Annotated in this window: 13 protein-coding genes and 1 other RNA gene; 3 read left to right on the plus strand and 11 right to left on the minus strand. The window is 68.0% G+C overall.

Annotated elements, in window-relative coordinates; all coding sequences use genetic code 11:
• Positions 1-69: 69 nt before the first annotated feature.
• The 3 genes from ACFFBG_RS12625 to ACFFBG_RS12635 form a co-directional block, all read right to left on the minus strand.
• Positions 70-657, minus strand: coding sequence for a GNAT family N-acetyltransferase (locus ACFFBG_RS12625; protein WP_375479171.1), 588 nt, complete (start codon positions 655-657; stop codon positions 70-72).
• 55 nt (positions 658-712) lie between these two features.
• Entirely contained in the window at positions 713-2,257 is a 1,545-nt protein-coding gene (locus tag ACFFBG_RS12630) for a DHA2 family efflux MFS transporter permease subunit (protein ID WP_375479173.1), read from the minus strand.
• 146 nt (positions 2,258-2,403) lie between these two features.
• Positions 2,404-3,009, minus strand: a complete 606-nt coding sequence (locus tag ACFFBG_RS12635) for a hypothetical protein (protein ID WP_375479175.1) — start codon at positions 3,007-3,009, stop codon at positions 2,404-2,406.
• 806 nt (positions 3,010-3,815) lie between these two features.
• Here ACFFBG_RS12635 and ACFFBG_RS12640 point away from each other — a divergent pair.
• Positions 3,816-5,723: a DUF4209 domain-containing protein gene (locus tag ACFFBG_RS12640; RefSeq protein ID WP_375479177.1), complete on the plus strand. Its 1,908-nt coding sequence runs from the start codon at positions 3,816-3,818 to the stop codon at positions 5,721-5,723.
• A gap of 192 nt (positions 5,724-5,915) precedes the next feature.
• Positions 5,916-7,547, plus strand: coding sequence for a DUF5677 domain-containing protein (locus ACFFBG_RS12645; RefSeq protein WP_375479179.1), 1,632 nt, complete (start codon positions 5,916-5,918; stop codon positions 7,545-7,547).
• A gap of 204 nt (positions 7,548-7,751) precedes the next feature.
• Here the strand turns inward: ACFFBG_RS12645 and ssrA are convergent.
• The 6 genes from ssrA to prfB form a co-directional block, all read right to left on the minus strand.
• Positions 7,752-8,129: a transfer-messenger RNA gene (gene ssrA, locus ACFFBG_RS12650) on the minus strand.
• Positions 8,130-8,197: 68 nt separating this feature from the next.
• Positions 8,198-9,082 (minus strand): amidohydrolase family protein, encoded by an 885-nt coding sequence (locus ACFFBG_RS12655; RefSeq protein WP_375479181.1) that lies wholly within the window; start codon positions 9,080-9,082, stop codon positions 8,198-8,200.
• Between the two features lie 42 nt (positions 9,083-9,124).
• Positions 9,125-9,622 carry an SsrA-binding protein SmpB gene (gene smpB / locus ACFFBG_RS12660; protein ID WP_375479183.1) on the minus strand — a complete coding sequence of 166 codons (498 nt, stop codon included), beginning with the start codon at positions 9,620-9,622 and terminating at the stop codon, positions 9,125-9,127.
• A 3-nt stretch (positions 9,623-9,625) separates the two neighbouring features.
• Complete coding sequence (ftsX, locus tag ACFFBG_RS12665) at positions 9,626-10,531, minus strand: permease-like cell division protein FtsX (protein ID WP_375479185.1); 906 nt, start codon at positions 10,529-10,531, stop codon at positions 9,626-9,628.
• A gap of 105 nt (positions 10,532-10,636) precedes the next feature.
• On the minus strand, positions 10,637-11,326 hold the full coding sequence (ftsE, locus tag ACFFBG_RS12670; RefSeq protein ID WP_375479187.1) for a cell division ATP-binding protein FtsE: 690 nt from the start codon (positions 11,324-11,326) through the stop codon (positions 10,637-10,639).
• Positions 11,327-11,411: 85 nt separating this feature from the next.
• Complete coding sequence (prfB, locus tag ACFFBG_RS12675) at positions 11,412-12,509, minus strand: peptide chain release factor 2 (protein WP_375479189.1); 1,098 nt, start codon at positions 12,507-12,509, stop codon at positions 11,412-11,414.
• Positions 12,510-12,864: 355 nt separating this feature from the next.
• Here prfB and ACFFBG_RS12680 point away from each other — a divergent pair, with 355 nt between their 5' ends.
• The gene (locus tag ACFFBG_RS12680) at positions 12,865-13,671 is read left to right on the plus strand and encodes an exodeoxyribonuclease III (protein ID WP_375479191.1); all 807 of its coding nucleotides are present in this window, start codon (positions 12,865-12,867) and stop codon (positions 13,669-13,671) included.
• A gap of 90 nt (positions 13,672-13,761) precedes the next feature.
• Here the strand turns inward: ACFFBG_RS12680 and ACFFBG_RS12685 are convergent, their stop codons facing one another.
• A complete protein-coding gene (locus ACFFBG_RS12685) occupies positions 13,762-14,196 on the minus strand; it encodes a pilus assembly protein TadG-related protein (protein WP_375479193.1) in 435 nt (144 codons plus the stop codon).
• Positions 14,193-14,633 carry a TadE/TadG family type IV pilus assembly protein gene (locus ACFFBG_RS12690; RefSeq protein WP_375479241.1) on the minus strand — a complete coding sequence of 147 codons (441 nt, stop codon included), beginning with the start codon at positions 14,631-14,633 and terminating at the stop codon, positions 14,193-14,195. Before ACFFBG_RS12690 ends, ACFFBG_RS12685 begins: the two co-directional genes overlap by 4 nt.
• Between the last annotated feature and the right edge of the window lie 21 nt (positions 14,634-14,654).

The raw sequence follows: 14,654 nt of genomic DNA on the forward strand, positions 1-14,654 counted from the left end.
CCATCGACGGCTCTTCGCGAAACTTAAGCGGATTCGCGCGTATTGCCCGATTCCTGCGCGGACGCAGGTTCAGCCGATCAGGCCGGGCGCGACGGCTGGGCGCAGGTCGCGCCATCGCCCGGCGGTCAGTCGATAAAGGACGTGCCGCTGCAGCGGGTGGCCGTCCGGCAGCCGCGGGTGGTCGAAGTCGTCGGCGGGGTCGCGACGCATCCCGAGCCGGCGCATCACCGCCCGGCTGCGCTCATTCGCCACCGCGGTCATCGAGACGATCTCGCCCAGCCCGTGGCCGTCGAAGCCGGCCGCGAGCGCGACGTGGGCCGCCTCGGTGGCGTATCCGTGTCCCCATGCCGAGCGCGCCAGCCGCCAGCCGACCTCGACGGCGGGCGTGAAGTGCGCCTCGAACGACGGTCGGGACAGCCCGGTGAAGCCGATGAAATCGCCCGTCCCGGCGATCTCGATTGCCCAGAGGCCAAAACCGTCACGGTCGAAGTCGGCTTCGATGCGGTCGACGAGCGCGTCGCTCGCGGCCCGGTCGAGCGGCGCCGGAAAGTGCCTCATGACGACCCGGTCGGCGTTCAGCGCGGCGAACGGGGCGCGGTCGGCATCAGTCCAGCGCCGCAGGATCAGCCGATCGGCGCGCAACTCGGACGGCGGCACGCAACGATCGTGCCGCATGCCCGTGCTCAGGGCAGTGCGCGGCTCGAGCCGCGTCTCAGGCGTCCACCGCGACTGGCTCGCCCGCGCTGGCGGGTTCTGCCTGCGGCGTGGCGGCGCTGCTCGCGGCTGAGGCGCGCATGGCCGTCAGGCGGGCCTTCGAGGGGAAGAACGCGGCGGCCAGCACGCCGCCGACGGCGAAGACCAGGGCCGACACGAGGAAGACCGTGACGTACCCGTGTGTGGCGGCCACGGCGTCGAACCCGCGGACCGGAGCGTGCGCCGACGCATAGGCCGTCGTCGCCGATGCGGCGATGGTGCTCAGCACGGCGGTGCCGATCGAGCCGCCCACCTGCTGCATCGTGCTGACGAGCGCCGCGGCGACGCCGGAGTCCTGCGGCTGCACGCCGGCGGTCGCCGTGTTCATCGCCGGCGCCATCACCATGCCCATCGCGAAACCCATGAGCATCAGCGCCGGCAGCACGCCGGTCGCATATGAGGAGTCGACGTCGAGCCGGCTGAGGTAGAGCAAGGCGAGGACGCCTGTCGTCATGCCGATCGTGATGACCACCCGCGGGCCGAACCTCGGCAGCGTGACGATGTTCGAGGTGTTCGAGCTGATCATCACGCAGACGATCATCGGCAGGAAGGCGAGACCCGAGTCGACCGGGCTGAGGTGCTTCACGACCTGCAGGTAATACGTCAGGAACAGGAAGAGACCGAACATGGCCAGCCCCGTGATGCCCACTGCCGCAAACGCCATGCCGCGCGAACGGTCGGCCACCACCCGCAGCGGCAGGAGGGGGTGCGCCACGCGCTGCTCGACGCGGACGAACGCGACCAGCAGGACGACGCCGGCGGCGAGCGACAGGATCGTCACGCCCGACCCCCAGCCATTGCTCTCAGCGCGGGAGAAACCCAGCACGAGGCCGAACAGACCCAGCGCCGCGAGCGCGGTGCCGACCACGTCGATGCGCGGTCGCACCGGCGGCTTCGCCTCGTTCATGTAAACCAGCGCGCCGACGATGGCCGCTGCTGCGAACAGCACGTTGACGTACATGCACCAACGCCACGACAGGTACTGCGTCAAGACCCCGCCGAGGATGAGCCCGACAGCGCCGCCGGCGACGGCGACGGTGCCGAACACGCCGAACGCCTTGCCGCGGTCTTTGGGGTCGCGGAAGGTTGTCACGAGCGTGCCGAGCGCGGCGGGCGCAAGCATCGCGCCGGCGACGCCCTGCAGAGCTCGGGCGATGACCAGCACCGCGAACGACGGCGCGGCACCGCCGATCGCCGACGCGACGGCGAACGCCACGAGCGCGATCAGGAACGTCCGCTTGCGCCCGAAGATGTCGCCGATCCGGCCGCCCAACAGCAACAGGCTGCCGAACGCGAGCGCATACGCGGTCACAACCCACTGCCGTTGGCTGTTCTCGAAGCCGAGGTCGGCCTGGGCGGACGGCAGCGCGATGTTGACGACGGTGGCGTCGAGAACCACCATCAACTGCGCGATCGACACCACCACGAGCACTCGCCAGCGATGGTCGGATGATCCGGCGCGCGCCTGCGCCGCCTTGGTGTCGGCGTCTGCCTTGCTAGCCACAGCTGTCGTCTCCTGACGCGGGATTAGTGCGTATCGCGGTGAGCCGGTCGTCGGACCTCGCTCAATCGCGTGAGCACCGCCGCCCGCGTCAACAACGGATCAGCTGCGAAAATGCCTGATCGATCTCGATTGCCACGACCGGCTGGTCACTCGCGTACGGCTGTTCGGCCGCGGCGGATGTGCAGCATGCCCAGCCCGGACAGGACGAGCATCAGCGCCGCCGCGACGAACGCGCCGATCGCCGCGACCAGCGCGATGGTGGCCATGGTGCCGAAGGCGTAGGCGTTGAGCAGCAGACCGCGCAGCGTCTCGCCCTTGAACACGGTGGCAACGGTGGCGGCGAGCTTCGTGTTGGTCGGGTCGGCCTGGGCTTGGGCGCTGAGCTGGGCGTAGGTCTTCCCGCCGCCGATCACCTTGAGGTGGTTGGCGATGAAGTGATCGGCGTAGACCTCGGCCTGGGCCCCCGTCGTCAGCTGCTCGCCACCGTATTGGCGCATCGCGGCGAACTCCGGCGCAGAAACGGCCGCGCTGTTCGCCGGCGGGAAGTAGATCTTCTCCGCAGCGAGCTGGTTGTGGATCTGGTTGTCGACGAAGGTGTGCGCCCAGATAAGCAGGCCGCCTGCGACGAGCAGGACGGCCGCCATCAGGAGCCCGCCCGCGGTCAGGACGACGTCGATCATGCGCCGGGGGTTCGGCGTGGCAGCCGGCGTGGCGGGATTGACGGGCGGACGGGCGACAGTGGATGTGGACATGGTTGTTGCCTTTGCGATCACGCGCGCGAGTGCGGACGACCTTAAGGGCGATGCCGCACAGAGGTGCCTGGCTGCGAGCGGATCGCTCACCGCGACGGCCGATGAGGCATGCCGCGAGGTCCAGGCTGGCTGCCAACTCAGCTGGCGAGGACTCTACGCGCACGGGCGACCGGGACCCGATTCGTCAACGCCGTAGCCCGCGTCGTCGTCCACTGCAAGGCCAGCCACCACGACGTGTGTGATGACTGGCCTTGCCGTCGCGGGTGGTCCTGACGGGAACAAGTTCGAACCGCCGAGAGGGGTTCGTCAGCCTGTTCCGTCGATCGCTTCGGGCCCGAAGGCCCTCCGCCGACCTGGTGACCCGCCAAACTCAGAGTCGGCTCTCGTCTGAAGAGATCGACAGCGTTGTGGCTGCCTACAAGGCGGGGCAGGGCACCACCGTGCTTGCGACAACGTTCGGCGTGCACCGAAGCACTATCCAGCGTCACCTCATACGACATGGCGTCCCACTTCGCCGACGAGGCGCGCTCTGAGTCGATGGAGCGCATGACGTACGAGCAGACGATGGCCTGGGGCGCCGATCGGTAACGAGACGTGCTCGACAGACTCATCGACGACGCAGGACTGGAAGGGAGGTTCATCCAGACGGGCGGTCGTACCCTGCTAGTCCGCGTCCGGTTCCTCGACAAAACGCGTTAGCTCTTCCCTGCCCCGAGCTCTTGTTTCCATCCATCCCAGCACCGGGCACGGCGCGAATCGATTCGCTCGGGTCTGGATCATGGTTTCAGGACACCACCGAATCGAGCATGACCGAAGACAGCAACGACCCGGCCAGTGAACCGGCCATCGACCCTTCATGGTGGCGGCCCGTCGTCACCGAGCACCGCAAGAACAACCCGCATCCGTCGCTGTTCGCGCTGTCTCGGGCGTTCGCCGAAGCCGCCGCCGGCTATGAAACGAACTCGCTTCCGCAGTCGACCCTGAACGCGTTGACGCTCGCCACCATGGCCCGGCTTCACCCCGAGCAGTGGAACGACCCAATCCAACCGCTCGTGCCGAACGACATGCCCGCGGGAATCGACGGAGCGCACTTTGCTCTGCTTCATCGCGTCGCCGACGCGATGAACGATAGCGACGACCCGATGCTCCGCGCACGCGTGGCCGACCTCTGCTGGTGGCACGTGGACCGAAGCGACATCGCTCTACGCGACGCTGCGATAACTGCCTACATCGCCGTACCCCTCGAACCGGACAGCTGGCCCACCGACGGCCGGCATGCCCTGCGACGTGCCGTCGAGATCATTCGACAGCTCAGCGAACACGGACGGTCGTTCATCGACCAACTCACCGCAACCGTCAGCGACCGGCTCCACGCCGCCACGTTCGACGACCGGTTCTTCGCCGTCCACCTCTCCGAATTCGCGCGCGACCAGCGACTCCTGGACGGTGCAAAACGAGCCGGACTAGCCAACCTCGCCGAAACGCTCGCCGCTGCCGCCCGCGACCATGAAGACCGCAACCTTGAGCAAGCATGGGAAGCAGAAGCGGCCGCCTGGTACGCCCGCGACAATCGACGCGACCAAGCGAACGCGGCAACCGAGCGCCTAGCGGAATCCCTCACCGCGCAGGCCGAGGATCGCCGCAACGGCAGAGGCGGCGCTGCCATCACCGCTAGCCACTTCGTCGAACGCGCCCTCAAGATCATGCTCGGCCTACCCCGCTCCTACCGCGTCGAACACGGTATCGACCAACGCGTCATCGAACTGCGCGCAAAACTCGACGATGACCGCGCGCTCATCCTTGAAAGCATGGCCGTCATCCGCACCGACGGCCACGACATCACCGAATACGTCGCCGCTGCGCGCAGGCACGTCACCGGGCTTGACCCCGTCGACGCGCTCATCGCGCTCAGCCTCATCCACCACCCCGCCGACTACGACCAACTCGCTGACAACGCCCGCGAATCACTCCGCGAACATCCGTTGTCGCATCTGTTCGGGAACGAGCATTACAGCGCAACCGGTCAGAAAGTCGCCGCCACCCCCGGCGGCCAGTCCGACGCGAGCGGCGGCTCCCCCGAAACCGACCCAGCGCTCTGGGCAGTCATGGTCCGCGACCACACGACCGTCATCGGGCTTGTCGTCGACGCCCTCATCATCCCCGCACTGCAGACCGTAAACCTGCAACACCAGTACACCCTTGAAGATCTTTACAGGCTGTGCGTCGCCAACCCCTGGATCCCCAGAGGCCACGAAGCGACCTGGGCACAGGGGATCCTCCACGGCCTGAACAGCGACTTCGCGTCCGCGCTCGCAGTTCTCACGGCCCAGACTGAGCACCTTGTCCGCGTCTTCCTCAAACGCGCAGGCGTGCACACCCTCGTGACCGACGAGCACGGAGTGGAGATCGAAAAGGGACTCAGTCGTCTACTCGAAGAGCCCGCCGCTCTGGACATCCTCGGCCCCGACTTGTTATTCGACATGAAAGCAACGTTCACGGACAAGCAGGGCCCGAACTTCCGCAACAGCGTCGCCCACGGCCTCATCGGCGACGCTGCCATGGTGACCCGAGAGTCCGTCTACGCCTGGTGGTTCGCCTTGACCCTCGCCATGCGCCCCCACGCTGCGTCACGCTCCGAAGCCGGCACCGATCCCGGTGCCGATGGCCGAGACGACCGCGCAGTCCACGACGAACAAGACCGTACTGCTGACTGACTGCGCGTCACACAGGAGGGAGACACAAGACGGCGGACGCCGGCGCCCATCGGCTTTCTATCTAGTTGCGGCGCTTGTCCGAGGTCCTAAGCGAGTCGCGCCGCGCATCAAAACCAAAGGATCAACACCGTCGGACCTTGAATCTACGGTGTCGGCATGACTATGCCGAGGCCCAACGCTGGTCCTGGCCCTTTGAGCGATCACGTCAGGAAGGGCCGGGTCTTCAAGTCGCCGCTGGCGGCGACCGGCGTGCTTGAGATTGGCGACTGGTTTCGAGACGACCTGCCGGACCTAATCTGGCCAGCACTCGTCCTCGCTGAACGCAACACGACGGACGCTGTCCGTTTCATGCGCTGGCAACAAGACGTCCTGAACGACCTTGCAGACAGCATCGAGCCGCAGTTTGTAGCTGACTGCCTCGATGGTCGGCTCACGAGCCTGGACCGGCTCGCAGCTAGGGACTCACAGGCGGAAGCCATCGTGAGAACACGGGCCAGCGAGCGAGGACTCTTGACCGAGTCTGTCGTACGTGCCCTGACCTCTTACCCGCTCCGTCCCGCCGGCTGGTTGGTAGGTCCTGACTTTCAACCGCCAGATCAAGCGACCATCGATCTGCTCGCCCGCGCGCTACGCGAGGCGATTGCAGATGGACACCGCGAGGCAGTGATCAAATGCCTTCGCATCTGGAGCAATCTGCAGGCCGGCACGTTCAGCAGCAGCGCGACGACGATCGAGCTGCTCCGGCCGTATCCCGGCGACCTGTCGACGCGCCGGCAGGCAGACTCCGCCATCCGCGCAATGTGGGGTGCCCACCGAGGGATGCTCATGCACGATGACGCGAATCACTACGACGCGGCAATCAAATGGGCCAGAGTCTTCTGGGGGGCCAATTCGATGACCACGCGGTGCGTACGACAACGTGACCGGGTCAGTCACATCAGCGACAACGACGCGGACCCGGACTTCTCGGCTGACGGCGACCCATCCGCACCGAGCGAGGTGCCAACGGACGGCACCCATCTTCGCCAACTGGCCATGGACCTGCTGAGCAGCTACGTCGAAGCACTCGAATGCGCACCTGCACGCTTACACGACCACGAACGCCAAGAAGTCCACGCAGGGCTCGTGGCCCGAGCGGGACGCGATCTAATTACGGCGTTAGGTGCGCCGGACCTCTGGTGCATGGAGCACGGATCGCACATCATCCGCGTGCTCGTCGAGGTGCGCATCTACCTCCAGTGGATGGCTACACAAGACGAAACGATCTATCGATCCTTTCAGGAGTACGGCGCCGGTAAAGCGAAGCTGTACGCCCGCATCATGGATGAACTGCCCGCAGAGGCTCGCCGACCCGACTTCGAGAAGGCCATCAAGGAGGTCGAAAGGCTCAGTCACAACGACGGCCCACTCGACCATCGGTCGGTCGACACTCGCGACTCGTTCGCCGAGGGAAAGTCCATACGGGCGATGGCGAACGAGTGTGGATTGCTCGATCTGTATCGGCAGGCCTACTCCATGGCAAGCGGTGTCGCGCACTCGGAGTGGTGGTCAATCGAGACACATGCGATGGAGCGCTGTCTCAACGTGACGCACGGAGGGCACCTCATCGCAAGCCTATCGCTCAGCGCCGGTGGCAATGTCGACCTCGCGACATCGTGGGTGGACCAGTTCTATGCGTTGGTACGACAGAGTCTGCGGATCCTGGGGACCGACGCCACCGCCGTCGCAGCGGCCTTCAGTTGGCTGGAGGACGATGGTGCTGCAGAACCGGAGAAGTCCCCGAATGACGGGACGAATGACGTGGGTGGTATCGGAACAGCCTGATCGAAACACGGTTCGGCTTAGACCCTGCTGCCCATCACCCGGCGGCCGAGTGGTTCGACATCCCGTCAGCTAGCTGACAGGAAGAAGTTCGAACCGATCTGCAAACGTCGACTACGAAGAGGAACGCCGTGCAAATGCAGCCAGGGCGGACTCGCGAGCAGGATCGTTAGCTAAGTCTGGTTCGAACTTCTTCCCTTCAGTCTTGAGTGGAGGTGGCGGGAATCGAACCCGCGTCCTCCGTCGCTTCAGCAGGGCTTCTCCGGGCGCAGTGTGCTGTGTCTCTGCTCGGCCCCGACGATCACGCACACAAGTCGTCAGTGACAGGCCCAGCCGCTGTGGATTGTCCCGTCCTCCCCCGCGGCCGGCGGGGACGGTGAGTCACCTAGCTGATGCCAGTACCCGGGCCGGTGACGAACCCGGACTGACAGACTTGCTCAGGCTGTACTAGGCAGCGAGAGCGAAGTCGGCGCGACTATTGTCGGCGCTTATTTTTGTTTGCATCGCTTTTTTTACGAGGTCAGCAATGCAATCCTCGGCCCGCTTCCCCTGCCTCGACGTCCGGAGTCGAGACCATTCACCCCCTAGGTGCAACAGGGTCAAGGGTAGCCGCCCCACCAAGCCCGACGCCCGCCCCGCCCAGTCCGACCGATTCAGACGAGGCCCAGCAGCCGGGCGCCGTTGTCCCAGCACACCGCGCGCAACCAGTCGTCGCCGAGCCCCCAGCCGTCCAGCGCGGCGAGCTGTTCGGCGTAGGCGTAGGGGATGTTCGGGAAATCCGAGCCGAGCACGATCCGGTCGCCGAGGTCGGCGTAGCGCGCGATCACCGCGGCGGGCAGCGGCGCGAAGTCGGCCAGGTACGGCGTCCCGACCATCGTCGTGTCGAGGCAGACGTTCGGAAAGCGCTCGAGCAGGTCGAGGTGGGCGTCGTACTCCGGGGCGCCGGCGTGCGCGATGACGGCGGTGAGCCGGGGATGCCGTTCGAGCACCTCGCCGAACGGGCCGGGCCCGGTGTGCCGGCCGGGGATCGGCCCGCTGCCGCAGTGCACGACGACGGGCGTGCCGGCTTCGGCGAGCTGGCCCCACACCGGGTCGAGCAGCGGGTCGCGGGGGTCGTAGCCGCCGACCTGGACGTGCGCCTTGAAGATCCGCGTCCCGGCGTCCAGCGCGTCCCGGACGTACCCGGCGGCGGACGGCTCCGGGTAGAAGGTGCCGGTCGCCGCGCAGCCGGGCGTGCGGGCGGCGAACTCGCGCGCCCAGCCGGACAGCCACGCGGCCATGCCGGGCTTGTGCGGGTAGACGAGCGCGGTGAACGCGCGCACGCCGAGCCGGTCCAGGATCGTCAGCCGCTCGGGCTCGGGCAGCTGGTAGTGGACGGGCCAGGCATGGCCGAAATTCCGCTGCGCGTCGGCGAAGTAGCGCCAGACGGCGTCCATCACCGGCTTCGGCATGAAGTGGGTGTGGACGTCGACTAGCCCCGGCCGGCCGAGCCGCTGCCAGAAGGCCGGCACGTCGCTGTCGACGGACACGTCACGCATCGAGGTGGGCACCATCCCTCACCGGAAAGCAGGGCGCCGGCGTCACTCCATGCCCTTGCTGCGCCGGCCGAGCGCCCGGGCGACCTCGCGGTCGGCGTCGCGCCGGGCGAGGTCCTGCCGCTTGTCATACGAACGCTTGCCGCGGGCCAGCGCGAGTTCGACCTTCACCAGGCCGTGCGAGAAGTAGATCGACAGCGGGACGAGCGTCAGCCCGCTCTCCTTCGTCTTGCCGATCAGCCGGGTGATCTCGTCTCGGCGCAGCAACAGCTTGCGGGTGCGCCGCGGCTCGTGATTCGTCCAGCTGCCCTGCTCGTACTCCGGGATGTGGACGTTGCGCAGGAAGACCTCGCCGTCGTCGATGGTGGCGAATCCGTCGAGCAGCGAGGCGCGGCCCAGCCGCAGCGATTTGACCTCGGTGCCGGTGAGCATCACGCCGGCCTCGAACACGTCGAGGATCGCGTAGTCGTGCCGGGCCTTGCGGTTCGAAGCGATGATCTTGCGTCCGGACTGCCGGTTGCTCGACGCCGCCTGTGCGCTCACGCCTTAAACCTTGACGTACAGGCGCAAGGTGGCGAAGGCGGTCGCCGCGGCGAGCACGATGCCGGCGATCAGGCCGATCCCGCCGGCCACCAGCAGGTCGTTCGCGTTGAGGTTCGGGATCACCTTGCGCTCCACGGGCGCCTTGAAAATGCCGTTCAGCACGAACGCCTTGCCCAATGCGAGCAGGCCGATGGATATCACGCCGCCGATGATGGTCGCGAAGATCGTCTCGAGCATGAACGGCAGCTCGGTCATCAAGCGCGAGGCGCCCACCAGCCGCATGATCGACGTCTCGTTCTTGCGCTGCTGCGCCGCGACTTGAATGGTGTTGGCGATCAGCAGGATGGAGGCGATCAGGACCACGATCGCCACCATGATCGAGAACAGCCGGGCGCCGTCGATGATCTTCAGCAGCGTCTTGAGCGTGTCGACCTGGTTCGCCACGCTGTACACGCCGACGTGTTTGGCGTAGTCGCTGGCGAAGCTGTCGAAGTCCTTCGGCAGGTTCTTCAGCACCACGGTGAACGACGCGCCGAGATCGCCCACCCGGGCGACCTTGGCGAACGCCGGCGGCTCGATCTTGACGGCGCGCGCGTACTGCGCCCGCTCGGACACGTAGCTGACCGAGGCGATCCGCTTGTCCGCCTTCAGCGCGGCCTCGAGCGCCGCCGTCTGCGCCGGCGTCGTCTTGCCGTGGCACGGGCTCTGCGTGTTCTTGGCGCACAGGAAGACCGAGACGTTCAGCCGGCCCTCGTAGTCGTGCTTGAAGTTGCTGATCTCGGTGCTGGCCAGGTACGCGGCGCCCACGAAGGCGAGCGCGATGGCCGTGCTGAGGATCAGCGCGATCGTCATCGTCAGGTTGCGTCGGACGCCGGTCCAGACGCCGGAGATCACGAAGTTCGCGCGCATGCGTTCCTCACTGCTTGGGGGCCCTGCTCGTGCGATGGGTGTTGCTGGTGCGACTGGGTTCTGGACGACGTTCTGGACGACGCGGCGCCGGCCGGAACGACGCGGTCAGCGACCGGCGCCGTACACGCCGCGGTTCTGGTCGCGGACCACCCTGCCGGCGTCGAGCTCGATGACTCGTCGGCGCATGGCGTCGACGATGTTGTTGTCGTGGGTGGCCATGACCACCGTCGTGCCGGTGCGGTTGATGCGTTCCAACAGGCTCATGATGCCCTGGCTGGTGTCCGGATCGAGGTTGCCGGTCGGCTCGTCGGCGAGCAACACCAACGGGCGGTTGACGAAGGCCCGGGCGATCGCGACGCGCTGCTGCTCGCCGCCCGACAGCTCGCCGGGCAGCCGCTGCGCCTTGCCGGTCAGCCCGACGAGGTCGAGCACCTCGGGCACGGTGCGCCGGATGGCCTTGGGCGACTTGTTGATCACTTCGAGGGCGAAGGCGACGTTTTCGAAGACGCTCTTCTTCGGCAGCAGCCGGAAGTCCTGGAACACGCAGCCGATCTTGCGGCGCAGCTCGGGCACCTTGCGGCTGCGCATCCTGCCCACGTTGCGGCTGTCGACGGTGACGATCCCTCGGGTCGGCAGCTCTTCGCGCAGCAGCAGCCGGAGCACCGTGGACTTGCCGGAGCCGGACTGGCCGATCAGGAAGACGAACTCGCCCTTCGTGATGTCCATGCTGACGCTGTCGAGAGCAGGTCGCGCGCCGGCCGGATAGACCTTGGAGACGTTCTCGAGCCGGATCACGGGAGCCGACTTTACCCATCGGTTACATGCTCGCCGACCAACCGCGGCCGGCTCTCATCCGCTCCTTGACAGACCTCGGCGCCGGTCAGGTCGCCTGCGCGGCGCGCCGCCAGCGGATGCCGGCCTCGATGAAGCCGTCGATCTCACCGTCGAGCACCGCCTGCGGGTTGCCGACCTCGAAGTCGGTGCGCAGGTCCTTGACCATCTGGTACGGATGCAGCACGTAGTTGCGCATCTGGTTTCCCCAGCTGTTGCCGGCGTCCTTCAGCGCGTCGAGCGCAGCCTGCTCCTCCTGCCGGCGCCGTTCGAGCAGCTTGGCCTGCAGCACCGCCATGGCCGACGCGCGATTCTGGATCTGGCTGCGCTCGTTCTGGCAGCTGACGACGATGTTCGTGGGCAGGTGCGTGATTCGCACCGCGGAGTCGGTCGTGTTCACGCCCTGCCCGCCCGGGCCGGAGCTGCGGTAGACGTCCACCCGGATCTCGTCGTCCGGGATCTCGACGTGGTCGGAGGACTCGACGACCGGCAGCACCTCGACGCCGACGAAGCTCGTCTGCCGGCGGCCCTGGTTGTCGAACGGGCTGATCCGGACGAGCCGATGCGTGCCTTGCTCCACCGACAGCGTGCCGTAGGCGTACGGGGCCTTGACCTGGAAGGTGGCCGACTTGATCCCGGCCTCCTCGGCGTAGGAGGTGTCCAGGACGTCGACGGCGTAGTTGTGCCGCTCGGCCCAGCGCAGGTACATCCGCATCAGCATCTCGGCGAAATCGGCCGCGTCCACGCCGCCCGCCTCGGAGCGGATCGTGACCAGCGCCTCGCGGACGTCGTAGCGGCCGGACAGCAGCGTGCGGATCTCGAGCTCGTCGACGGCGCGGCGCAGGCCCGGCAGGTCCCGCTCCACCTCGGCGTGCGAGGCCGCGTCGTCCATCTCCTCGGCAAGGCCCCACAGCGTCTCGGCGTCGTCGATCCGGCGGCGCAGGTCCTCGACGCGACGCACCTCGCCCTGCACGAAGGACAGCCGGGAGTTCACGCGTTGCGCGTTGTCGAGGTCGTCCCACAGGTCGGCCGCGGAGGCCTGCCGCTCGAGGTCGGCCGCCTCGTTGCGCAGGGCCGCGAGGTCCACGACCGCCTCGATGCTGGCCAGGGTCGCGGACAGCTCTTTGAGTTCGGCGGGGACGTCCACGAGGCTCGAGGATACGCGGGGGGCCGTGCTCGCCCGGCCTGCGCTGGAGGGGCTGGTCAGGCTGCCCCGGGCTCGCGGGTGGCGGCCGCCGGGTGCGGGTCCTAGTCGACGTGGACGTACTTCGATCCGCGCGACAGCGACGCGAACGCGCCGATCAACGACATCGCGATCGCCATCGAGAAGACGATCACCAGGCCGTCGTGGAACGGCCCGGAGATCAGGTCCGGGCAGAACGCGTGGCCGGTCAGCGTCGACCGGTCGCCGGCCGACAGCGAGTCCAGCGTCTTCGAGCCGGCTAGTTTGGCCCCCGTTGGGTTGTGCCGACGCGTGTCGCCGGCTCTGCGACGCTGGGCGGGTGCGCATCGCCACCTGGAACGTGAACTCCGTCGTCGCCCGGCTGCCGCGCCTGATCGACTGGCTGGGCGCCGTCGAGCCGGACGTGGTGTGCCTGCAGGAGCTGAAGACCGGCGACTTCCCCGTCGACGAGGTCGCGGCGCTCGGCTACGAGGTGGCCACGCACAGCGCCGGCCGGTGGAACGGCGTGGCCATCCTGTCGCGCGTCGGCGTCGCCGACATCCGTCGAGGTCTGGTCGACGAGCCGGGCTTCCAGCCGGCGGACGCCATGCTCGCCGCCACCGAAGCCCGCGCGGTCGGCGCCACGTGCGGCGGGCTGCGGGTGTGGTCGGTGTACGTGCCGAACGGGCGCGAGGTCGGCCACCCGCACTACGCCTACAAGCTGGAGTGGCTGGCCGCGCTGCGAGAGACGGCTGCGGCCGAGCTGGCGACGTGGCCGGCGTTCGCGGTGCTCGGCGACTTCAACATCGCGCCGGGCGACGCCGACGTCTGGGATCCGGCCGCGTTCGCGACGTCGACGCACGTGACCGCGCCGGAGCGGGCGGCGCTGACGGCCTTGCGCGACCTCGGTTTGCGCGACGTGTTGCCGCGGGCGCTCAAGCACGACACCCCGTACACGTACTGGGACTACCGGGCCGGGATGTTCCACAAGAACATGGGCATGCGGATCGACCTGGTGTATGCCGCGGCGCCGGTCGCCGACGCGGTGGCCGACGCCTACGTCGACCGCGACGCGCGCAAGGGGAAGGGCCCGTCCGACCACGCTCCGGTGGCCGTCGACCTCGACCTTCCTGCTCCCGCTGCCTGATCGTCACAATGAGTGGTGCGTTAAGGCCTGCGTGGTGCGGTATATCGCGCCACTCAGCTGATAGCGCACCACTCAACTGACGGGCGCTGGTCAGCCGACGACGACGGCGGCGCGGGCGGTGGCAGTCGCGGTGTGCCGCACCCGGGCCCGGCCGAACAGCGCCCCGAAGGCCAGCGGCATGGTCTGGGCGCAGCGCAGCGTGATCCGCTCGCGGTCGGGAGACAGCTGCGCGCGCACCTGCACCGCGCGGCGTTCGGGGTCGCGGGCGAGGTAGTCCGCGACCGAGCGGTCCACGTCGACGAAGCGCAGCGAGGACGCGGCGCCGACCGAGACGTCTCGGTCGAGGTCCGCCGAGCTGGCCGCGGCCGCCGCGGCCGCGCCGTCGCAGACGTCCTGCAGGCCGCGTTGCTGCACGAACGCCTGGCCGAGCGCGACCGATCCGGCGACGAGCAGCAGCGCCAGCAGGAAGAAGCCGAGGATCAGCGGGATGGTCGAGCCGTCGTCAGCCCGCAGCCGGCGGATCACCCGACGGTCCGGAAATCGTCGACGTGCACCACGTACTGACCGACGACGTGGATGCCGCGGCCGGCGACCACGGAGGGCACCGCGGGCAGCGCGACCTGCCGGGAGACGCAGACGGTGAATTCGGCGCCCGGCGCGAGTCGCGGCGCGACTGCCGGGGAGCCGCATTCAGCGCCGTACCGGACGAACCGCACGGCGGCGTCGTCGGGCAGGCCCTGATCGCGCAGCGCGAGCCGCACCGCGGCGCGAACCCGGATGCTCGCCTCGTCCGCGGTGTCGCTGGTGGCGAAGGCCCGACCGGCGTCCCGCGCCGCCTGCGTGACGGCGAGCTGCGCGCGCTGGACGGTCGCCACCGCGGCGATCAGGTAGACGAGCGGCACCAGGACGACGATCGCGACGAAGACGAACTCGATGATCGCGCTGCCTTCGTCTTCACGCAGCTCGCGAAGCCGGGCGCAGGT

Source organism: uncultured Jatrophihabitans sp., from assembly GCF_964251945.1.
Taxonomy (GTDB): domain Bacteria; phylum Actinomycetota; class Actinomycetes; order Mycobacteriales; family Jatrophihabitantaceae; genus Jatrophihabitans.

What these genes read in the sequence shown, in the direction of transcription:
- ACFFBG_RS12635 (WP_375479175.1), bottom strand. Translation starts at nt 3,009, where the DNA reads ATGTCCACATCCACTGTCGCCCGTCCGCCCGTCAATCCCGCCACGCCG.
- ACFFBG_RS12640 (WP_375479177.1), top strand. Translation starts at nt 3,816, where the DNA reads ATGACCGAAGACAGCAACGACCCGGCCAGTGAACCGGCCATCGACCCT.
- ACFFBG_RS12655 (WP_375479181.1), bottom strand. Translation starts at nt 9,082, where the DNA reads ATGCGTGACGTGTCCGTCGACAGCGACGTGCCGGCCTTCTGGCAGCGG.
- ftsX (WP_375479185.1), bottom strand. Translation starts at nt 10,531, where the DNA reads ATGCGCGCGAACTTCGTGATCTCCGGCGTCTGGACCGGCGTCCGACGC.